The organism is Massilia sp. TS11 (genome assembly GCF_022012445.1).
GTDB lineage: Bacteria > Pseudomonadota > Gammaproteobacteria > Burkholderiales > Burkholderiaceae_D > Telluria.
Genome location: NZ_JAKLTS010000016.1, coordinates 61,089 through 80,168, shown reverse-complemented (window position 1 = coordinate 80,168; position 19,080 = coordinate 61,089). Strand labels below are relative to the sequence as shown.

Genomic DNA, 19,080 nt, shown 5'->3' with positions numbered 1-19,080 from the left:
CCTACAGCGGCGCGATGCCCTGCTCGCGCACGGCGGGCAGAAAGGCGCGCGCCGGGCCCAGCCCGGGCACGCTCAGGGCCGGTGCGATGTCGAGCAAGGGCACCAGCACGAAGGCGCGCGCGCACATGCGTGGGTGGGGAATATGCAGGCCCGGCATGTCGACGATCAGATCATCGTAGAGCAGGATGTCGAGGTCGAGCGTGCGCGGAGCATTGCGGTAGGGCCGTTCGCGCCCGTGCGCCTGCTCGATCGCGTGCAGGGCGTCGAGCAGGGCGTGCGGGGTCAGCCCGGTTTCGATCTTGGCCACGGCATTGATGTAGTCCTCGCCCGCGGACTCGATCGGCGTGGTGCGGTACAGCGGCGAACTGGCCAGCAGGCGGCAGGCCGGCGCCGTGTCCAGGCGCGTGAAGGCCTCGCGCACGGTGGCGCGCGCGTCGCCCAGATTGGCGCCGATGCCGATGTAGGCGATCATGCGTCCGCGCCGCCGCTGTCGCCGCCTTCGCCGCCCTTGCGCCGGCGCCCGCCACGGCGCGGCCGGCGCTTCTTGGCCGCGGCCCCGAGGCCGCTGTTGGCGGCCTGGATCAGGCTGTCGCGCGCGTCGAGATCGGACGCCTCGTAGAAGTCGCGCCACCAGTTGCCCAGTTCGTCCTCGAGCTCGCCCGAGGCGCAGCGCAGCAGCAGGAAGTCGTAGCCGGCCCGAAAGCGCGGATGCTCGAGCAGCTTGTAGGGGCTCTTGCCGACGCGCCGCTCAAAGCGCGGCTGCATGGCCCAGATGTCGCGCATGTCGGTGGCGATGCGGCGCTGCAGGGCCAGCTTCTCGGTCTGGGAATCGAGCACGGCGTCGGCCGCCAGGTGCAGGGCCGGAATCGGCGACTCGCCGGCGGCCTGGTAGGCGGTCCACTTTTCCAGCACCTGGTGCCACAGCAGGGCGGCGAACAGGAAGCCCGGCGAGACGCCCTTGCCGGCCATGATGCGCTGGTCGGTCGCGTCCAGCGCCAGGGTCACGAACTTCATGCCGATCGGCTGTTCGAGCACCACGTCCAGCAGCGGCAGCAGGCCGTGGTGCAGGCCTTCCTTGCGCAGCTGCTCGACGCAGGCCATCGCGTGCCCGCTCATCAGCAGCTTGAGCATCTCGTCGAACACGCGCGCCGGCGGCACATTGTTGATCAGCGGGGCCATCACATGGATCGGCTGGCGCGTGGCCGGCTCGATCTCGAATTTCAGCTTGGCCGCAAAGCGCACCACGCGCAGCATGCGCACCGGGTCCTCGCGGTAGCGCTGCTCGGCCTGGCCGATGATGCGCAGCGTGCGCGCGCGGATGTCGGCCACCCCGCCGTGGTAGTCGAGCACCTGCTCGCTGGCCGGGTCGTAGTACATGGCATTGATGGTGAAGTCGCGCCGCGCCGCGTCCTCGTGCTGGGGCCCGAACTGGTTATCGCGCAGCACGCGCCCATGCTCGTCCTTGGGCGCATTGCCCGAGCCGATGCCGCGGAAGGTGGTCACCTCGATCAGCTCCTGGCCGAACATCACGTGCACGATCTGGAAGCGCTTGCCGATGATGAAGGCGCGCCGGAACAGGCGCTTGACCTGCTCGGGCGTGGCATTCGTGGCGACGTCGAAATCCTTGGGCTTGACCCCGGTCAGCAGGTCGCGCACGGCACCGCCGACGATGAAGGCGGCATACCCGGCCTCCTGCAGCGTGCGCGTGACCCGCACGGCGTTCGGCGAAATCAGGGCCGGGTCGATGCCGTGCTGCTCGCGCCCGAGCACGTCGGGCTGGCTGGGGTCGCGCGCGGCGCCGTCTTTGACGCCGAGGAATTTGCGGATCAGTTTCTTAATCATTGAACAGATGCAGGATGGGCCAGCCATGCTGGGTCGCGTGGGCGGCCAGGGCGGCATTCGGGTTGGTGGCGACCGGGTGGGTCACCAGGGACATCAGCGGGATGTCGTTTTGCGAATCGCTGTACATGGTGCTGCGCTCGAAGCTGTCGAGCGTGCGGCCGAGCCCGGCCAGCCAGGCCTGCACGGCGCGCACCTTGCCGGGGCCGTTCGTGTGATCGCCCAGCAGGCGCCCGGTCAGGTTGCCGTGCGCGTCCTCTTCGGGCACGGCGGCGATGTGGTGCGGCACCCCGAACAGCTGGACGATCGGCGCCGTCACATAGCGGTTGGTGGCCGTCACCACGCCGACCAGGTCGCCTGCGTCGAGGTGGGACTTGACCAGTTCGAGCGCGCTGGGGCGCAGATTCGGCCGGATCACCTCGTCCATGTAGCGCGCATGCATGGCGTCCAGTTCGGCACGCGGCCAGCGCGCCAGGGTCCCCAACGCAAAGCCCAGGTACTCGAGCGGATCGAGGGTGCCGGCCTTGTATTGCTCGAAGAAGGCGTCGTTGCGGCGCCGGTGTTCGACCGGATCGACGGCGCCGATGCGGACCAGGAATTCGCCCCATTCGTGGTCGGAATCCACGGGCAGCAGGGTATGGTCGAGGTCGAACAGGGCGAGGCGATTACTCATTGTTGGGACGTCAGCAGGTCGCGCAGCAGCGGCAGGGTCACCGGGCGCTGGGTTTCGAGCGAATACTGGTCGAGGGCATCGAGCATCGATGACAGCGAACGCATATCGCGTTGGAAATGGGAAAGCAGGTAGGGTAACACGGCTGGCGAGATCGTCAATCCGCGCGCCTGCGCCGCCTGGCTCAGGGCGGCGATCTTGTCCTCGTCCGACAGGCCATGCACCTGGTAGACCAGGCCCCAGGCCAGGCGCGTGCGCAGGTCCTCGCGCACCGGCAGCACGGCCGGCGGCACATTGCCCGTGCAGACCAGCCAGGCGCCGTGCTCGCGCACCTGGTTGAACAGGGCGAAGGCGTCGATCTGGGCCGCGGCCGACAGCAGCTGGACGTCGTCGATCAGGTAGAGGTCGGTGTCGGGCGTGTAGGTGAAGGCGGCGCTGCCGGCGTCCGGACGCAGATAGCGCGCGCCCGGCGTCGCCGCCAGGCCCTGCAGCAGATGGGTCTTGCCGGCGGCCGGCTCGCCCCACAGGTAGAGGAAATGTTCGCGCGCGGCGCGGCCCGCCACCTGGTGCAGCACATGCGCCAGTTCCGCGTTCTGTCCGACTTCAAAATTGTCCAGGCGGTGTGCCGCTTCGGCGCCCAGATCCAACACCAGCTGTTTCATGGAGCGCGATTATAAAAGCTGCTGGCCAGATAGTGGCGGCGCAGATGGCGGCCGGCCACCAGCAACACGGCCGAGGCCGGCAAGGCGAGCAGCACGCCGGCGAAACCGAACAGCTGCCCGAAAGCCATCAGGGCGAAGATCACGGCCAGCGGATTCATGCCGATCCGTTCGCCGACCAGGCGCGGCGTCAGGTAGAAGCTCTCGAGCACCTGGCCGCCGCCGTAGATAATTGCAACTGCAACTAATCCATGCCAGCTCGAAAACTGCAGCACGGCCGCGATCAGGGCCAGGGCCAGGCCGATGCCGTAGCCGAGGTAGGGAATGAAGACCAGCAGGCCGGTCAGGATGCCGACCGGCAGGGCGACATCGAAGCCGGCCAGCATCAGGCCGGCCGAGTAGTAGACGGCCAGCACCAGCATCACCAGCAGCTGGCCGCGCAGATACTGGGCGAGCAGGGAATTGACTTCGCGCCCCATGGCCGTGGCCGGCTTGAGCCAGCGGCGCGGCACGGCGCCGGCGATTTTGTTGAGCAGGTGATGCCAGTCGAGCAGCAGGTAGAACAGCAGCACCGGCACCAGGATCAGGGTGCCGATCCAGCCCATGACGGCCGAGCCGCCCGTCTTTACCGAGCGCAGCACGGCGCCCCAGATTTCCTCGCTGCCGCCGGCCAGGTGCTGGGTCATCAGCTCGCGCAGGCCCGAGCCGTCGAGCTGGACATGGATGCCGAGCGCGCCCAGGCGCGGCGCCAGGAAATCGTTGAGGCGCTGCAGGAACTGCGGAATCTGGGCCTGCAGCAGGGGGATTTCGGCATTCAGCACCGGCACCACGATCAGCACCAGGGCCAGGATGGCGGCCAGAAAGCCGCTGATCACGACGCTGACGGCGAGCGTGCGCGGTACCCCGATCCCGCGTACATGCAGGTGGTCGAGGTAGTCGACCGCGCCATTGAGCGCGTAGGCGAGGATGGCGGCGGCGATGAATGGGGTCAGGACCGGCCCCAGGGCCAACAGCAGCGCCAGGAAAGCCAGCCCGAGGGCGAGCCAGAAGGCGCTTTCCTTCTGTTCCGGCGATAAGGAAAAAGGCATGAGGGCGGGCTGTTTTGTTAAAATAGAGGGCTAACGTTCCTTATTTTACCGCCTTCAGCGGCGAGCACACCATGAGCCAATCCACGCCTGTCTCCCTGTCCTATCGTGACGCCGGGGTCGATATCGACGCCGGCGACGCCCTGGTCGAAGCGATCAAACCCTTTGCCAAGCGCACCCTGCGCGACGGCGTGATGGGCGGAATCGGCGGCTTCGGCGCCCTGTTCGAAGTGAGCAAGAAGTACAAAGAGCCGGTGCTGGTGTCCGGTACCGACGGCGTCGGCACCAAGCTCAAGCTCGCTTTCGAGCTGAACCAGCACGACACGGTCGGCATCGACCTGGTGGCCATGAGCGTCAACGACATCCTGGTGCAGGGCGCCGAGCCCCTGTTCTTCCTCGACTACTTCGCCTGCGGCAAGCTGAATGTGCCGCAAGCGACCGACGTCATCAAGGGCATTGCCCAAGGCTGCGAGATCGCGGGCTGCGCCCTGATCGGCGGCGAGACGGCCGAGATGCCGAGCATGTATCCGGATGGCGAGTACGATCTGGCCGGCTTCGCCGTCGGCGCCGTGGAAAAGAGCAAGATCATCGACGGCAGCAAGATCGTGCCGGGCGACGTGGTGCTCGGCCTGGCGTCCTCGGGCGCGCACTCGAACGGTTATTCGCTGGTGCGCAAGATCATTTCCGTGGCCAAGCCCGACCTCGACGCCGACTTTCACGGCCGTCCGCTGCGCGACGTGCTGATGGCGCCGACCCGCATCTACGTCAAGCCCCTGCTGGCGCTGATGGACACGCTCGAAGTCAAGGGCATGGTGCACATCACCGGCGGCGGCCTGGTCGAGAACATCCCGCGCGTGCTGGGCGCCGGCCTGACCGCCGCACTGGACAAAGACAGCTGGCCGCTGCCGCCGCTGTTCCAGTGGCTGCAGCAGCATGGCGGCGTGGCCGACGCCGAGATGCACCGCGTGTTCAACTGCGGCATCGGCATGTGCGTGATCGTCTCGGCCGAGAACGCCGCGGCCGCCGAAGCCCAGCTCAAGGCCGCTGGCGAGACCGTCTACCGGATCGGCACCATCCGCGCCCGCGCCGAAGGCGAAGCCCAGACCACCGTCAGCTAAACCCGTACATCCCAAACGGTGTCAGGTCCGGCAATCGGACATTTGAGAACTTCCGCTCGCCGCCGTTGTCGCACATCGCGCGTGACAGCAGCAGGGGAAGAAAGTTCTCAGATGTCCGATTGCCGGACCTGACACCGTTCCGTTTCTAGTCCAGCGTCAGCGGTAGCTGGCGCTGGCGTACGCCGGTCGCCGCGTACAGGGCATTGGCCAGCGCCGGCACCACGACCGGCGGGGCAATCTCGCCCAGGCCGGTCGGCGGCGCCTCGGGACTGCCGACGAAATGCACCTCGATGCGCTCAGGCGTCTCGTGCAGGCGCAGCATCGGCGTGTCGTGAAAATTGCTGTTGACCACGGCCCCCGCGCGCAGCTGCAGCCCGCCATGCAGGGCCGCGCTCAGGCCCCAGATGATGCCCCCTTCGATCTGCTGGCGCGCTCCGTCCGGATTGATGACGCGCCCGCAATCGACGGCGGCCACCACGCGCGTGATGCGCCAGGCGCCATCGCGCCGCGCCACTTCCACCACCATCGCGCAGTAGCTGTCGCCGTGCAGATACGGATAGGCGGCGATGCCGCGTCCGCGCACGCTGCTGCTGGCCCAGCCGGACAGGCGCGCCACCGCTTCGAGCACGCGCCGCTGGCGCTGCTGGTCGACCTGATAGCGGCGCCCGGCCGCCTGGGGCGCGCCGCTGGCCATCTGGCGCAGGCGGAACTGGAGCGGGTCCTGCTGCGCCAGCGCCGCCAGTTCGTCGATGAAGCATTCCTGCCCAAAGGCCCAGGCATTGGCCACCACCGAGCGCCAGGCGCCGCCCTGCAGCGGGCTGCTGCTCTGGCATTCGGCAAACGCGTAGCGGTAGTGCGCGCTGTCATACGCGAACCACGGGATCTCGCCGCTGGCGTCGCCAAAGTAGGCGCGTGTCTCGGTATGCGCGAAACTGGCCAGCCGGCCCTGGCCGTCGAGCTGGGCGCGGTAGGCCTGGCGGCTGTGCGGGTGCACGTGGTCGTGGCGGATGTCGTCGCTGCGCGTCCACAGCACCTGCACCGGCAGATTGCCGGCCGCCGCCGACACGCGCAGGGCTTCGAGCGCCGTGTCCATGTAGTAGCGGCGGCCGAAGGCGCCGCCGGCAAACTGCGGATAGATCGTCACCGGGATGCCAAACAGGGTGCTCAGGTGGTCGCGCCACCAGCCCGGCGATTGCGCCCCGACCCAGACCTCGGCGCGCGTGCCCTGATGGTGGGCGACGGCATTCATCGGCTCCATGCACAGATGGGCCTGAAACGGATAGTCGTAGCGCGCTTCCAGGCTCGACCCGCTGACCGCGGCGCCGCGTTCCAGCAGCGGCTGCGCGCTGGCCAGGCGATCGTCCAGATGCTGCGACCAGCTGGCCGTGTCCTCGCCGCCGGCGCGCACGGCCGGCGCTTCCCACTCGACCTGCAGGGCCTCGCGCCCGCGCAGGGCGGCCCAGCTGTTCTCGGCCAGGACCGCCACCGCGTCCTGGGTCGAAAAGCGGGTGGCAGGGGCGGCCACGCCGCGCTGGGCTTCGTGCGCGCCGTCGATGCGGAACACGGCCTTGACCCCGGGGATCGCGAGCGCGCGGCTGGCGTCAAAGCGCAGCAGGCGGCCGCGGTGGCGCGGGCTGCGCGCCAGCACCGCCACCAGCATGCCGGGCAGGCGCCTGTCGAGCCCATACGGATGCTGTCCGCGCACGATCGCGTCGGCATACACATTCGGCGCGCCGGCCGAAGGGGCGCCGGCGGGCGCCAGCTCCGGCTTGCGCTGCTCGAATTCGGCCGCCGTGGCGGGCGGCGCGGCCAGGGCCACGGCGCGCTCGGCCAGTTCGCCAAAGCTGGCCGCGCGGCCGCTGGCCGGATCGCGCACCTGGCCCTCGGCCACCTGCAGCGTGGCGGCCGGCTGGCCAAAGCGTTCGGCCGCGGCGGCCAGCAGGGCCTGGCGCGCCAGGGTGGCGCCGCGCCGCAGCGGCTGGTACTGGTTCTTGATGGTATTGCTGCCGCCGGTGCCGCCCAGCGTGTAGCGGCCGTCGGCGGTGGAGGCGACCGGCGCCACCTTCAGCTGGTCGAGGCGTACGCCGAGCGTCTCGGCAAACACCAGGGCCATGGCGGTGGCCACGCCCTGGCCCATCTCGAAATGGGTGAAGGTAAACAGCATGCTGTTGTCGGGCCAGATGCGCAGGTAGTAGCCGACATCCAGACCGGCCGGGGCCGCCTTGGCCGAGAGCAGCAGACCGCCGCCGCTGGCGCCCAGCAATTGCAGAAAGGCGCGCCGCTTCATGCGCTGCCTCCGGCGGCGCGCGCGATGGCGGCCAGCACACGCGGATAGCTGCCGCAGCGGCACAGATTGCCGTCCATGGCGGCCGTGATCTGCTCCGGCGTCGGCTGCGGATGGCGCTCGAGCAGGGCCACGGCGCTCATGATCTGGCCGGCCTGGCAGTAGCCGCACTGGGCCACATTGCAGTCCTTCCAGGCCTGCTGGACCGGGTGCAGGCGGGTGCCCTCGGCCAGGCCTTCGATGGTGCGCACACGCTTGCCGGCGGCCGCCGCCAGCGGCGTGCTGCAGGCGCGCACGGGCTCACCGTCAAGGTGGATCGTGCAGGCGCCGCACAGGCCGGCGCCGCAGCCGAATTTGGTACCGGTCAGCTGCAGCAGGTCGCGCAGGACCCACAGCAGGGGCATGTCGGGCGCGGCCTCGACGCTGCGCGGCTGGCCATTGAGGGTGAAGCGGGTGGTCACGGCATTCTCCGAAAAGGGAATGCCGCCTAAGCTTACCGCCCTAGATTAAGCAAACGTTAACACCGCCCGCGCGGCCTCAGCGGGCCAGCAGTTTGGGCAGGCGCGGGGCGCGCAGGCCGGCGCGCTCGGGCAGGGCGCTGCCCAGCAGCGGACGCAGATAGGCGCGGAAGGCTTCGGTCACGTGGTTGCCTTCGGCATTGATCAGCGCATCCTCCATCACGCGCGTCTTGGCGGCTACCGCCTCGAGCGGCTGCAGCACGATCTCGCTGCAGTAGTCGCCCGTGCGGCGCAAGGCCACCGAGCCGCGCTCGGCCCCGCCCTGCGCGAACTGGACGGCGCGCTCGCCGACCTCGCGCGCTTCGCGCTGGTCGACCTCGGACACGCAGCCGAGGAAGCTGCGCTGCAGATAGCCGAAGGTGTCGCCGCGCACGCGCTTGATGCCGAGCTTGGCCTTGATGGTGTCGCACAGCAGATCGGCCAGCGCCCCGGTGCCCGACAGCTGCACATTGCCGTGGGCGTCGCGTTCGACCTGGCTCGACAGCTGGGTGATGATCGGCGCGCCGCTGGCATCGTGGATGCCTTCCGAGACGGCGATCACGCAGCGCCCGAGGCGGCTGTAGACGGCCTGCACGTCGGCCAGGAAGCGCGCCGTGTCGAAGGTGCGCTCGGGCAGGTAGACCAGGTGCGGCCCCTGGTCCGGATGCTGCTGCAGGCCGGCCGCAGCGGCCGTCAGGAAGCCGGCATGGCGGCCCATGACGACGCCGACATACACGCCGGGCAGGGCGGCGTTGTCGAGATCGGCGCCGGCGAAGGCCTGGGCGACGAAGCGCGCGGCCGATGGATAGCCGGGCGTGTGGTCGTTGCCGACCAGGTCGTTGTCGATGGTTTTCGGGATGTGGATGGCGCGCAGCGGATAGCCGGCGGCGGCGGCCTGCTCGGCCACGATGCGCACCGTGTCGGACGAGTCGTTGCCGCCGATGTAGTAGAACTGGCTGATCTGGTGCGCCTGCAGCACCGCCAGGATCTGGGCGCAGTAGGCGGCATCGGGCTTGTCGCGCGTGGAACCGAGCGCCGAGGCGGGCGTGGCCGCCACCCGCTCGAGCTGGGCCGTCGTCTCCTGGCTCAGGTCGAGCAGGTCTTCGTTGAGGATGCCGCGCACGCCGTGCACGGCCCCATACACGCTCAGGCCGTGGCGGCGCGCTTCCTGCACCACCCCGACCAGCGACTGGTTGATCACGGCGGTCGGGCCGCCTCCCTGTGCTACCAGAATCCTTGCTGCCATGGGGCCTCCTGTGAATGCTTGGCCCCTATCCTACACGAGCCGCTCAGGGCTGGCCCAGATGGCGCGCGAGGAAGGCGGCGATGCGTTCCCAGGCGTCGATCAGGTGGGCCGGATTGCGCAGGATGTTGCCTTCGTCCTCGTACAGATACTGGTCCATGGCCAGCTGCTGGGCGCGGCCGGCCTCCTGCAGCTGGTTCATATTGCGCTGGACCAGCGGCGATTCCTCGATCCCGTGCAGGCTCAGTACCGGGGCGCGCGGCGCGCTCGCCAGCACGCTCGGCAGGCTGGCGGCCGGGCCGTAGGCCTGCTCGACTTCGAAGGCTTCGTAGCCGGCCGGCGTGGCCAGCAGCAGCGGCAGGCCGCGCGCGTAGGTATTTTCATAGCTGAGGCTGCCGTTGAGCTCGGCCACGCAGGCCGGCCGGGCCTTGTCCTGCAGCGCGCTCAGCACGGCCAGATAGCCGCCGCTGCGCTGGCCGACCACGCAGATCTTGTCGGCGGCGGCCAGGCCTTCGGCCACGGCCCAGCGCACGCTGTCGAGCACATCGTCGAGGGTGGCGCGCCCGAGCTGGCCGAGACCGGCCGCGAAATGGCGCTGACCGAGGCCGTTGCGTCCGCGCAGCTGCGGCTGCAGCACCGCATAGCCGCGGCTGGCCAGATACTGGGCTTCGGGCTGGAAGCCGTATTCCTGGCGCGGGGCGAACGGGCCATCGGTCAGCAGCAGCACCAGCGGCAGCTTGCCCTTGGCGCCGTGCGGACGGTGCAGCCAGGCCGGTACGGCCAGGCCGTCGCGCGCGCGGATGCTGACCAGTTCCGGCTCGGCCAGACTTTTCACGTCGAGGGCCGGGCGGCTGGCGCCGAGCGGGCGCAGCTTGCCGCTGACGCGGTCGAAGATCAGCCAGGCCTCGGGCTGGGTGCCGGAGAAGGCGCGCACCAGCACATACGGCGCGTCGCCCGTCTGCGGCAGCGACAGCTCATTGGTGGTCGAGCGCAGCAGGCCGTCGACGCGCTCCTGCAGGCCGCGCAGCTCGGGCAGGAACCAGGCGGTGTCGGGCGCGGCGGCGCTGTAGCGCAGCCCGGCCAGGCGGCCCTGGTAGAAGATCGGTTCGCCGCTGAAATCGTAGTCGCTCAGTTCAACCGTGGCCTCGGCCGCCAGCTGGCCGCTGGCCGGGTCGAGCCGGTACAGCGCGCGCTTGTCGCCGCCGCGCGTGGCCGTCACATACAGGCTGCCGTCGGGCGCGCCGAAGGCCGGCAGGATGGCCTGGGTCGGCTGATTGCTCGGCCAGCGCGCCAGCACGCGCCACTGCTCGCTGGCGCCCTCGCGCAGCTGCAGGCTGTCCTGGCCGTCGGCGCGGCTGACGGCCAGGCGCGGCTCGCCCTTGGCGTCGATCAGCCACTGGCGCACCTGGCCCAGATTGTGGGCATAGGCGCGGTAGCGTCCACTCGCCACCTCGGTCTGCAGCAGGTTAGCATAGCTGGGGCGGCCGTCGCGGTCGCTCATGGTCTGCAGCGCCCAGAAGCGCTGGCCGTCGAGCGCGGTGGCGCGCAGCAGCGGCAGGGCGCTGCTGGGCAGCGCCTTCTCCAGGCTGGCGCGGTAGTTTCCCGAAAGGTCGGCGCGGTTGTTGCCGTCGGCGTCGACGCCATACCAGCCGAAGGTCAGGTTCGGCGCCTGCAGCGGGCGCACACGCCGCTCGCCGAAGCGAAACAGCAGGCGCTGCGGGCCGACCCAGGCGAACTGGGTGACGTCGGCGCCCGGGTCGCTGGCGATGATGCTGCGCTTGTCGCTGTCGAGTTCGATCACGGCCAGCTGGTCCACCCCCTGGGCCGACAGCACGCGCAGGGCCACGCGCCGCCCATCGGGCGAGAGCGCGGCCTGGCCGACCTGGGGCGGGCTGAACACGGCGGCGGCCGGCAGCGGCGCGGCCAGGGCGGAGGGCAACAGCAGGCTGGCGGCCAGGGCCAGCAGAAGGCTTCGGGTCATGGCAATGTGTATAAAAGTGAAAGCATGACTCTACGCGGCCCCCACCGCTTTGGCTACCCCAGTGTGGCTCAGGGTAGACGTTCGCCTTCGGGCGCGCGCAGGTAGTCGACCAGGGCGTCGGTGTTGCGGTCGGGCGGCACCGTCAGCAGGCTGACCACGACCAGGGCCAGCAGCCCGGCCGGCACGCCGAAGATCCCGGCCGAGATCGGGGCGATGTGGAACCACTGGTTGGCCGCGCTGCCGCCCAGCTGGGGCAGGGTGTGCAGCAGATACCAAAGGCAGGTGAGAAAGCCGGCCAGCATGCCGGCCACGGCCCCGGCGCGGTTGGCGCGGCGCCAGAACACGCCCAGCACCAGGGCCGGGAACAGGGTCGAGGCGGCCAGCGAGAAGGCCACCCCGACCAGCGACAGGATGTCGGCCGGGCGCTGCGAGGCGACATACGCGGCGATGAAGGCCACGCCCAGCAGCAGCAGCTTGGAGATGGTCACCCGCTTCTGGGTCGAGGCCTGCGGATCGACGATCTTGAAGTAGATGTCGTGCGAGAGCGCATTCGAAATGGCCAGCAGCAGGCCGTCGGCGGTGGACAGGGCGGCGGCCAGGCCGCCGGCCGCCACCAGACCCGAGATCACATACGGCAGCCCGCCGATTTCGGGCGTGGCCAGCACCAGCACGTCGGTGTCGATGGCGATTTCGGCCAGCTGGATGATGCCGTCGCCGTTGACGTCGGCCACGCTGATCAGGGGCGCGGCCTTGTCCACATTGGCCCAGTAGTTGACCCAGCCGGGCAGCTCGGCGAAGGGACTGCCGACCAGCTGGGTGTAGAGGTCGAACTTGACCAGCACGGCCAGGGCCGGAATGCACAGATAAATCAGCAGGATGAAGAACAGGGTCCAGAACACCGACACCCGGGTTTCCGCCACCGAGGGCGTGGTGTAGGAGCGCATCAGGATATGCGGCAGCGCGGCCGTGCCCAGCATCAGGCACAGCACCAGGGCCAGGAAGTTATTGCGCCGGATGTCTGAGCCGGCCCGGTCGGGCGCGGCGAACGGCTGGGCATGCGGCTGCGGCGGCTGGGCGCGTCCGAGCAGCAGGGCCTGGGCTTCGCGCCAGCTGCTGGCCGCTTCCTCGGCGCTTTTCGGGTAGGCCAGCAGCTCGCGCTCGGCGCGCCGGATGTCGACCAGCGAGCCATTATGCTGGCGCACGTGGTCGAGCCGGCGCTGGACCTCGAGCCGGCCCTGCTCCCACGAGGCGGGCAGGCGGGCGATGCGCTGGCCGAGTTCCTCGGCGCGGTTGCGGTAGATCGTGCGCACCTGCTCCTCGCGCGGGGCCAGCGCCAGTTCGGCCTCGCGCGCGGCCAGCTGCGGCAGCAGGCTGCCATACGCGACCTGGGGCAGGGGATTGCCCGTGTGCTTGGCCGACAGCCACATGGTCGGCAGCAGGAAGGCCACCACGATGATGATGTACTGGGCCACCTGGGTCCAGGTGATGGCGCGCATCCCGCCGAGGAAGGAGCAGACCAGGATCGAGGCCAGGCCGAGGAACACGCCGACCGAGAAATCGACGCCGGTGAAGCGCGAGGCGATCAGGCCGACCGCGTAGATCTGCGCCACCACGTAGGTGAAGCAGACGATGATGGTGGCGCCGACGGCCATCATGCGCACCAGATGGTGGGCGCCGCCCGAGCCGCCGCCATAGCGCACGCCGAGAAAATCGGGGATCGTGTACTGGGCGAACTTGCGCAGATAGGGGCCGATCAGCAGGGCCACCAGCACATAGCCGCCGGTCCAGCCCATGATGTAGGCCAGGCCGTCGAAGCCGTAGGCATACAGGCCCCCGGCCAGCGAGATGAAGGACGCCGCGCTGATCCAGTCGGCCGCCGTGGCCATGCCATTGAAGAAGGCCGGCACGCGCCGCCCGGCCACGTAGTACTCGGACACATTGCCGGTGCGGCTGATCACGCCGATGGTGGCGTACAGGCCGATGGTGGCGGCCATGAACAGATAGCCGATCCACTGGCGCGGCATGCCTTCGCGTTCGAGCATGAACAGGGCCGCCAGGAAGCCGGCGAAGCAGGCCGTGTAGGCCAGGTAGTAGCGCGCCAGGCGCTGGGCATAGGTCAGGCGGCTCATGTGTCCTCGCGTCCGAGCGCGTCCAGGCGGCGCATGGCCAGCGCGTACACGCCGATCAGGATCAGGTAGACCAGGGCCGCGCCCTGGGCCGCGAAATAGAAGGACAGCGGCCAGCCGAACAGGGTGATGCCTTGCAGCTCGCGCGCGAACCAGACCGTACCGACCGTGGCCAGCAGCCACACGGCGAGCAGGCCAAAGCTGAGGCGGCGCACGCGCTGCCAGTGGCGCGCGCGGCGCGCCAGCACGGCGGCCACCAGGACCGGATCGGGACGGGCCGGGCGCGGCGGCGCGGCGGGCGGCGGGGGCGCGTTCATGCGGGACTCTCGGGCGCGGCCGGGCGCGGAAAGCTCAGGCGGAACAGGCAGCCGGGCAGCTTGGGGTTGGGCGCGCGCGGGTTGGAAAACAGGTCGATCTCGGCGCCGTGCTGCTGGGCGATCTCGCGCACGATGGCCAGGCCCAGGCCGGAGCCGGGCGTGCTGTGGCCGAGGATGCGGTAGAAGCGCTCGAACACCTTGCTGCGTTCGGCGGCGGCGATGCCGGGGCCGGTGTCCTCGACTTCGAGCAGGGGACCGTCGGCGCCCTCGCGCACGCGCACGGTGACGCTGCCGCCGCGCGGCGTGTAGCGCAGCGCATTGTCGATCAGGTTCGACAGCAGCTCGCGCAGCATCAGCGGGTGGCCGTCGATGAGCAGGGCGGCGCCGCTGTCCTCGAAGCCGAGGTCGATGCCATTGTTGAACGAGGCCGGCACCCAGTCCAGCACGGTCTGGCGCGCGATCTCGGCCAGGTCGAGCCGGTGCAGCGACAGGCCGGCCTGCGGCTGGTTCTCGGCGCGCGCCAGGGCCAGCAGCTGGTTGACCAGGCGCGTGGCCGACTCCGAACTCTTGGCCAGCTGTTCGAGCGAGCGGTGGATCTCGTCCACGTTCTCCTGGCGCAGCGCCAGTTCGGACTGCATGCGCATGCCGGCCAGCGGGGTCTTCATCTGGTGGGCGGCGTCGGCGATGAAGCGCTTTTGCATGTCGATCGACTGCGACAGCCGGTCCAGCATCTCATTGAGCGAGCCGACCAGGGGCGAGATCTCCTCCGGCACCTGGCGCGCGTCGATCGGCGACAGGTCGTCGGGGCGGCGCGCGCGGATGCGCGCCTGCAGCTCGGCCAGCGGCGACAGGCCGCGCGCCAGGGCCAGCCAGACCAGGGCCAGGATCACCGGCAGGATGATGAACTGGGGCAGGATCACGCCCTTGATGATGCTGTTGGCCAGCTGGCCGCGCTTGTCCAGGGTTTCGGCCACCTGCACCAGCACGGCCTTGGTTTCGTCGGGCGCGGCGCTCGGGTGCAGCACCACATACTGGTAGGCCACGCGGATCGGGGTGGCGCGCAGGCTGTCGTCGCGGAACTGGATCACGCCCGTGCGGCGCTCCTCGTCGAGCGGCAGCGGCAGCTCGCGGTCGCCGTCGATGAATTCGCCGCGCGGGCCGAGCACCTGGAAGTAGACGGTGTCGACGTCGTCGGCGCGCAGGATGTCGCGCGCCGAGCCGTTCAGGCGCGCCACGATATGGCCGTCGACTTCCTTGATCTGCTGGGCCAGCACGGTGACGCTGTCCTCGAGCGCGTGGTCGAAGGGCTGGTTGGCGATCGACTTGGCGACCAGGTAGGTGATCGCGATCGACATCGGCCACAGCAGCAGCAGCGGGGCCAGCATCCAGTCGAGGATCTCGCCGAACAGCGAGTGCTGGATGGCGGCCTCGCTGTCGGCCGGCGGCGGCACGTACAGCAGCGGATCGCGCCGCGGCGCCTCCGCCTCCACCAGACCGGCGTCGCGTTCGTTCACTTCGGGGTGTCGCTGAATTTCTCGAGGCAGTAGCCGAGGCCGCGCACGGTGGCGATGCGGATCCCGCCCACCTCGATTTTCTTGCGCAGGCGGTGCACATACACCTCGATCGCGTTGTTGCTGACTTCCTCGCCCCACTCGCACAGGTGGTCGACCAGCTGCTCCTTCGACACCAGGCGCCCGGTGCGCGCCAGCAGAATCTCGAGCAGGCCCAGTTCGCGCGCCGACAGGTCGAGCATCTGCTCGTTGATGTAGGCGCTGCGTCCGACCTGGTCGTAGGACAGCGGACCGTGGCGGATCACGGTGGGGCCGCCGCCGGCGCCGCGCCGGGTCAGGGCGCGCACGCGCGCCTCCAGTTCGGACAGGGCGAAGGGCTTGGCCATGTAGTCGTCGGCCCCGAGGTCGAGGCCGGTCACGCGCTGCTCGATCGAATCGGCGGCGGTCAGAATCAGCACGGGCAGGGTGGAGCCGCGCGCGCGCAGGCGGCGCAGCACGTCCAGACCGGCCAGGCGCGGCAGGCCCAGGTCCAGAATCAAGAGGTCGAACTCCTGGGTCGACAGGGCGGCGTCGGCTTCCTGGCCGTCGGCCACGGAATCGATGGCGTAACCTGACTGGCGCAGGGAGCGCGTCAGGCCGTCGGCCAGCACGCTATCGTCTTCGGCAAGTAGAATACGCATGGTGGAGCGTATTCTGGGGCGCAGAACCGTTTTGAGCAACATCAAAAAGAAAGCGCTTGCCAAAACTACTGTTTGTTTATACAGTATCGCCTGTACCCCTTCCATGCAAAGGTAAAGACCATGATCGACGACAAAAAAGCCGCAGTCCCCGCCGCCGAAAAAGCCAAAGCCCTGGCCGCCGCCCTGGCCCAGATCGAGAAACAATTCGGCAAAGGCTCGGTCATGCGCATGGATGGCAGCGAGCCGGTCGAGGAAGTCCAGACCGTCTCCACCGGTTCCCTCGGCCTCGACATCGCGCTCGGCGTCGGCGGTCTGCCGCGCGGCCGCGTGGTCGAAATCTACGGTCCCGAGTCCTCGGGTAAAACCACGCTGACCCTGCAGACCATCGCCCAGATGCAGCGCATGGGCGGCACCTGCGCCTTCATCGACGCCGAGCACGCGCTCGACGTCACCTATGCCCAGAAGCTCGGCATCAACCTGTCCGAACTGCTGATTTCCCAGCCCGACACCGGTGAACAGGCGCTCGAAATCTGCGACGCCCTGGTGCGTTCCGGCTCGGTCGACCTGATCGTGGTCGACTCGGTGGCGGCCCTGACCCCGCGCGCCGAAATCGAAGGCGACATGGGCGACGCCCTGCCCGGCCTGCAGGCCCGCCTGATGTCCCAGGCCCTGCGCAAGCTGACCGGCACCATCAACCGCACCAATACCCTGGTCATCTTCATCAATCAGATCCGCATGAAGATCGGCGTGATGTTCGGCTCGCCCGAAACCACCACCGGCGGCAATGCCCTGAAGTTCTACGCCTCCGTGCGTCTGGACATCCGCCGCACCGGCTCGATCAAATCGGGCGACGAGGTGATCGGTTCGGAAACCAAGGTCAAGGTCGTCAAGAACAAGATCGCGCCGCCGTTCAAGGAAGCCCACTTCGACATCCTGTACGGGGAAGGCACCTCGCGCGAGGGCGAAATCCTCGACCTCGGCTCCGAGCACCGCATCGTCGAAAAGTCCGGCTCCTGGTACAGCTACAACGGCGAGCGTATCGGTCAGGGCAAGGACAATGCGCGCACCTTCCTGAAAGAGCGCCCGGCCCTGGCGCGCGAAATCGAAAACAAAGTCCGTGCCGCCCTCGGCGTGCGCGAACTGCCCCCGATCGCCGGCGACAAGCCGGAGCCGGCCGCCAAGCTCAAGGCTGTCGACTAAGTCCGTCTCCTCACACCGCAGGACCGTGCCATGCCAGCTCCTCAACCCAGCTTAAAGGCGCGTGCCCTGCGGTACCTCTCCCAACGCGAGTACAGCCGTCTGGAACTCGCGCGCAAGCTCGCCCGCTATGTCGGCGAGGACGATAATCTCGAGGCCCTGCTCGATACGCTCGAAGCCAATCAGTGGCTGTCGCAGGAGCGCTTTACCGAGTCGCTCGTGCACCGGCGCGCCGCGCGCGCGGGCAATGCCCTGATTCTGGCCGAACTCAGCGCCCATGGCGTGCAGGGCGCGGCCCTGCAGGAGGTCAAGGCCGAGCTGGCCGAGTCCGAGGTGGCGCGCGCCTGCGCCCTGTGGCAGCGCCGCTTCGGCGCGGTCGCCAGCGACCCGGCGGCGCGCCAGAAGCAGGTGCGCTACCTGATGGCGCGCGGCTTCTCCTCGAGCGCGATCCGGCGCGCCGTGCAGGGTCCGATCGACGAAGACTGAAACCCTCGCGTGACTTTTGCCGTGCTTCTGACCTAAGATAGCTGTACATCTTGACAAGAGCGGGAGCCGGTCCATGGACCAACTGCGGTTTGCCATCAGCGAGCGCCAGTCCGGCCTGGACGAAGGCCAGAGCGCCTTGCCGTTTGCACTGCTGCTGGAATTCCAGCGCGACGTCGCCGATTTCCTCAAGGGCAGCAGCCGCGAGCTCGATCTGGCCCAGGTGGCCCTGCAGCTCGACCAGGACGGCGGCGCCCTGGTGCTCCACTGCGCCGGGCTCGGCCCCGCCGCCAGCCTGTGGAGCGACCTGGCCTTTCTGGCCAGCCCCGACACCCTGCATCTGATCGACGCGCGCCGCGCCGCCGTGCTCGAGCGCTGGCAGGCGGCCGTCAAGCAGCAGCCGCAGCGCCGCTATGCGATCGACGACGGCAGCGGGGCCGCGCGCCTGCGCGTCGATGCGCGCACCCATCTGTCGAAAACCGATGACGTCTGGGTGTATGTCGACAAATACCTGCACGGCCGCATCATCGACATCGGCGGCAAAAACAAGGCCAATATCCACCTGGAACTGGAAGGCGGTGGCCTGCTGACCGTGCACGCCAGCCACGAGGCGCTCGCGCGCGACGAGCAGAACCGCCTGTACCGGCCGGCCCTGCTGCACGTGAGCGCCGAGGAAAACCTGATCACCGGCGAACTGCGCCAGGTGCGTCTGCTGGCCTTTGCCTCGCACCAGCCGGCCTTTGACGAGGCCGAGTTCGAACGCATGGTCGCGCGCGGCACGGCCGCCTGGCAGGGCATCGGCAAGGCGGCCGACTGGGTCGACCAGCTGCGCGGGGCGCAGGCATGAAGCCGGCCGTGCTGCTCGACACGAGCTTCCTGATCTGTCTGTTCGACCGCCAGCGTGCCGCCCATACGGTGGCGCGCCAGTACTACCGCCAGATGCTGGAAGCGGCGATTCCGATGTACCTGTCGGCCATCGTGGCCGACGAGATCTCGACGCGCCAGCAACTGACCGACCTGCCGCTGAAAAACTTCCGTCCGCTGCCCTTCAATATCCCGCACGCGATCCTGTCGGGCCGCCTGAGCCAGGCCCTGGCCGCCCAGGACGGCGAGGACGAGGGCGCGCCGGTCCCCGTGCGCGGCGACATCAAGCTGCTGGCCCAGGCCGAGCACGAAGGCATTCCCCTGATCCTGACCGAGGACGCGAATACGCTCTATCATTACGGGGAGCGCCTGCGCCTGGCCGGCCAGTCCCAGGTGCGCACCGTCCTCTTGAGCCACGGCTACGCACCCGAGGCCCTGCGCCCCGACGGCCAGCGCAGCCTCGATTTCTAGGGCGTTATAAGCCTGGCGCAAGTGATTCTTGTGAGATATCACCGAAAGCGTTTCT

General features: G+C 69.1%; 18 protein-coding genes. 5 read left to right on the top strand and 13 right to left on the bottom strand.

Features of this window, described 5'->3' with window-relative positions; all coding sequences use genetic code 11:
- Position 1 precedes the first annotated feature (1 nt).
- Genes folK through LZ005_RS19155 form a run of 5 tightly spaced genes read right to left on the bottom strand, consistent with a single transcriptional unit; the run spans position 2 to position 4,256 of the window.
- Positions 2-472 (bottom strand): 2-amino-4-hydroxy-6-hydroxymethyldihydropteridine diphosphokinase, encoded by a 471-nt coding sequence (folK, locus tag LZ005_RS19175; RefSeq protein ID WP_237810113.1) that lies wholly within the window; start codon positions 470-472, stop codon positions 2-4.
- Positions 469-1,842 (bottom strand): polynucleotide adenylyltransferase PcnB, encoded by a 1,374-nt coding sequence (pcnB, locus tag LZ005_RS19170; protein WP_237810112.1) that lies wholly within the window; start codon positions 1,840-1,842, stop codon positions 469-471. Before pcnB ends, folK begins: the two co-directional genes overlap by 4 nt.
- Positions 1,835-2,512 (bottom strand): HAD family phosphatase, encoded by a 678-nt coding sequence (locus tag LZ005_RS19165; protein WP_237810111.1) that lies wholly within the window; start codon positions 2,510-2,512, stop codon positions 1,835-1,837. The genes pcnB and LZ005_RS19165 overlap by 8 nt, the downstream gene beginning before the upstream one ends.
- The gene (gene hda / locus LZ005_RS19160) at positions 2,509-3,171 is read right to left on the bottom strand and encodes a DnaA regulatory inactivator Hda (RefSeq protein ID WP_237810110.1); all 663 of its coding nucleotides are present in this window, start codon (positions 3,169-3,171) and stop codon (positions 2,509-2,511) included. Before hda ends, LZ005_RS19165 begins: the two co-directional genes overlap by 4 nt.
- Entirely contained in the window at positions 3,168-4,256 is a 1,089-nt protein-coding gene (locus LZ005_RS19155; RefSeq protein WP_237810109.1) for an AI-2E family transporter, read from the bottom strand. Before LZ005_RS19155 ends, hda begins: the two co-directional genes overlap by 4 nt.
- Positions 4,257-4,327: 71 nt before the next feature.
- Here LZ005_RS19155 and purM point away from each other — a divergent pair, with 71 nt between their 5' ends.
- Positions 4,328-5,371, top strand: coding sequence for a phosphoribosylformylglycinamidine cyclo-ligase (gene purM, locus LZ005_RS19150; RefSeq protein WP_237810108.1), 1,044 nt, complete (start codon positions 4,328-4,330; stop codon positions 5,369-5,371).
- 145 nt (positions 5,372-5,516) lie between these two features.
- Here purM and LZ005_RS19145 read toward each other — a convergent pair whose 3' ends face one another.
- The 8 genes from LZ005_RS19145 to LZ005_RS19110 all read right to left on the bottom strand — a co-directional run bounded on the left by LZ005_RS19145 (position 5,517) and on the right by LZ005_RS19110 (position 16,010).
- On the bottom strand, positions 5,517-7,658 hold the full coding sequence (locus tag LZ005_RS19145) for a molybdopterin cofactor-binding domain-containing protein (RefSeq protein WP_237810107.1): 2,142 nt from the start codon (positions 7,656-7,658) through the stop codon (positions 5,517-5,519).
- Positions 7,655-8,116 carry a (2Fe-2S)-binding protein gene (locus LZ005_RS19140; RefSeq protein ID WP_373889374.1) on the bottom strand — a complete coding sequence of 154 codons (462 nt, stop codon included), beginning with the start codon at positions 8,114-8,116 and terminating at the stop codon, positions 7,655-7,657. The genes LZ005_RS19145 and LZ005_RS19140 overlap by 4 nt, the downstream gene beginning before the upstream one ends.
- A gap of 76 nt (positions 8,117-8,192) precedes the next feature.
- A complete protein-coding gene (locus LZ005_RS19135) occupies positions 8,193-9,398 on the bottom strand; it encodes a 6-phosphofructokinase (protein WP_237810106.1) in 1,206 nt (401 codons plus the stop codon).
- Positions 9,399-9,441: 43 nt separating this feature from the next.
- Positions 9,442-11,376: a S9 family peptidase gene (locus tag LZ005_RS19130; RefSeq protein ID WP_237810105.1), complete on the bottom strand. Its 1,935-nt coding sequence runs from the start codon at positions 11,374-11,376 to the stop codon at positions 9,442-9,444.
- A 68-nt stretch (positions 11,377-11,444) separates the two neighbouring features.
- Positions 11,445-13,505: a sodium:solute symporter family protein gene (locus LZ005_RS19125; RefSeq protein WP_237810104.1), complete on the bottom strand. Its 2,061-nt coding sequence runs from the start codon at positions 13,503-13,505 to the stop codon at positions 11,445-11,447.
- Positions 13,502-13,819, bottom strand: coding sequence for a DUF4212 domain-containing protein (locus LZ005_RS19120; protein ID WP_237810103.1), 318 nt, complete (start codon positions 13,817-13,819; stop codon positions 13,502-13,504). The genes LZ005_RS19125 and LZ005_RS19120 overlap by 4 nt, the downstream gene beginning before the upstream one ends.
- Positions 13,816-15,333: a sensor histidine kinase N-terminal domain-containing protein gene (locus tag LZ005_RS19115; RefSeq protein ID WP_373889371.1), complete on the bottom strand. Its 1,518-nt coding sequence runs from the start codon at positions 15,331-15,333 to the stop codon at positions 13,816-13,818. Before LZ005_RS19115 ends, LZ005_RS19120 begins: the two co-directional genes overlap by 4 nt.
- A complete protein-coding gene (locus tag LZ005_RS19110; protein ID WP_237810102.1) occupies positions 15,330-16,010 on the bottom strand; it encodes a response regulator transcription factor in 681 nt (226 codons plus the stop codon). The genes LZ005_RS19115 and LZ005_RS19110 overlap by 4 nt, the downstream gene beginning before the upstream one ends.
- A gap of 123 nt (positions 16,011-16,133) precedes the next feature.
- Here LZ005_RS19110 and recA point away from each other — a divergent pair, with 123 nt between their 5' ends.
- The 4 genes from recA (at position 16,134) to LZ005_RS19090 (ending at position 19,025) form a co-directional block, all read left to right on the top strand.
- A complete protein-coding gene (gene recA, locus LZ005_RS19105) occupies positions 16,134-17,210 on the top strand; it encodes a recombinase RecA (protein ID WP_237810131.1) in 1,077 nt (358 codons plus the stop codon).
- Positions 17,211-17,240: 30 nt separating this feature from the next.
- Positions 17,241-17,693, top strand: a complete 453-nt coding sequence (recX, locus tag LZ005_RS19100; RefSeq protein WP_237810101.1) for a recombination regulator RecX — start codon at positions 17,241-17,243, stop codon at positions 17,691-17,693.
- A gap of 73 nt (positions 17,694-17,766) precedes the next feature.
- The gene (locus LZ005_RS19095; RefSeq protein WP_237810100.1) at positions 17,767-18,537 is read left to right on the top strand and encodes a hypothetical protein; all 771 of its coding nucleotides are present in this window, start codon (positions 17,767-17,769) and stop codon (positions 18,535-18,537) included.
- On the top strand, positions 18,534-19,025 hold the full coding sequence (locus LZ005_RS19090) for a PIN domain-containing protein (protein ID WP_237810099.1): 492 nt from the start codon (positions 18,534-18,536) through the stop codon (positions 19,023-19,025). The genes LZ005_RS19095 and LZ005_RS19090 overlap by 4 nt, the downstream gene beginning before the upstream one ends.
- The last annotated feature ends 55 nt before the right edge of the window (positions 19,026-19,080 follow it).

What these genes read in the sequence shown, in the direction of transcription:
- folK (WP_237810113.1), bottom strand. Translation starts at nt 472, where the DNA reads ATGATCGCCTACATCGGCATCGGCGCCAATCTGGGCGACGCGCGCGCC.
- pcnB (WP_237810112.1), bottom strand. Translation starts at nt 1,842, where the DNA reads ATGATTAAGAAACTGATCCGCAAATTCCTCGGCGTCAAAGACGGCGCC.
- LZ005_RS19165 (WP_237810111.1), bottom strand. Translation starts at nt 2,512, where the DNA reads ATGAGTAATCGCCTCGCCCTGTTCGACCTCGACCATACCCTGCTGCCC.
- hda (WP_237810110.1), bottom strand. Translation starts at nt 3,171, where the DNA reads ATGAAACAGCTGGTGTTGGATCTGGGCGCCGAAGCGGCACACCGCCTG.
- LZ005_RS19155 (WP_237810109.1), bottom strand. Translation starts at nt 4,256, where the DNA reads ATGCCTTTTTCCTTATCGCCGGAACAGAAGGAAAGCGCCTTCTGGCTC.
- purM (WP_237810108.1), top strand. Translation starts at nt 4,328, where the DNA reads ATGAGCCAATCCACGCCTGTCTCCCTGTCCTATCGTGACGCCGGGGTC.
- LZ005_RS19145 (WP_237810107.1), bottom strand. Translation starts at nt 7,658, where the DNA reads ATGAAGCGGCGCGCCTTTCTGCAATTGCTGGGCGCCAGCGGCGGCGGT.
- LZ005_RS19135 (WP_237810106.1), bottom strand. Translation starts at nt 9,398, where the DNA reads ATGGCAGCAAGGATTCTGGTAGCACAGGGAGGCGGCCCGACCGCCGTG.
- LZ005_RS19130 (WP_237810105.1), bottom strand. Translation starts at nt 11,376, where the DNA reads ATGACCCGAAGCCTTCTGCTGGCCCTGGCCGCCAGCCTGCTGTTGCCC.
- LZ005_RS19125 (WP_237810104.1), bottom strand. Translation starts at nt 13,505, where the DNA reads ATGAGCCGCCTGACCTATGCCCAGCGCCTGGCGCGCTACTACCTGGCC.
- LZ005_RS19120 (WP_237810103.1), bottom strand. Translation starts at nt 13,819, where the DNA reads ATGAACGCGCCCCCGCCGCCCGCCGCGCCGCCGCGCCCGGCCCGTCCC.
- LZ005_RS19110 (WP_237810102.1), bottom strand. Translation starts at nt 16,010, where the DNA reads ATGCGTATTCTACTTGCCGAAGACGATAGCGTGCTGGCCGACGGCCTG.
- recX (WP_237810101.1), top strand. Translation starts at nt 17,241, where the DNA reads ATGCCAGCTCCTCAACCCAGCTTAAAGGCGCGTGCCCTGCGGTACCTC.
- LZ005_RS19095 (WP_237810100.1), top strand. Translation starts at nt 17,767, where the DNA reads ATGGACCAACTGCGGTTTGCCATCAGCGAGCGCCAGTCCGGCCTGGAC.
- LZ005_RS19090 (WP_237810099.1), top strand. Translation starts at nt 18,534, where the DNA reads ATGAAGCCGGCCGTGCTGCTCGACACGAGCTTCCTGATCTGTCTGTTC.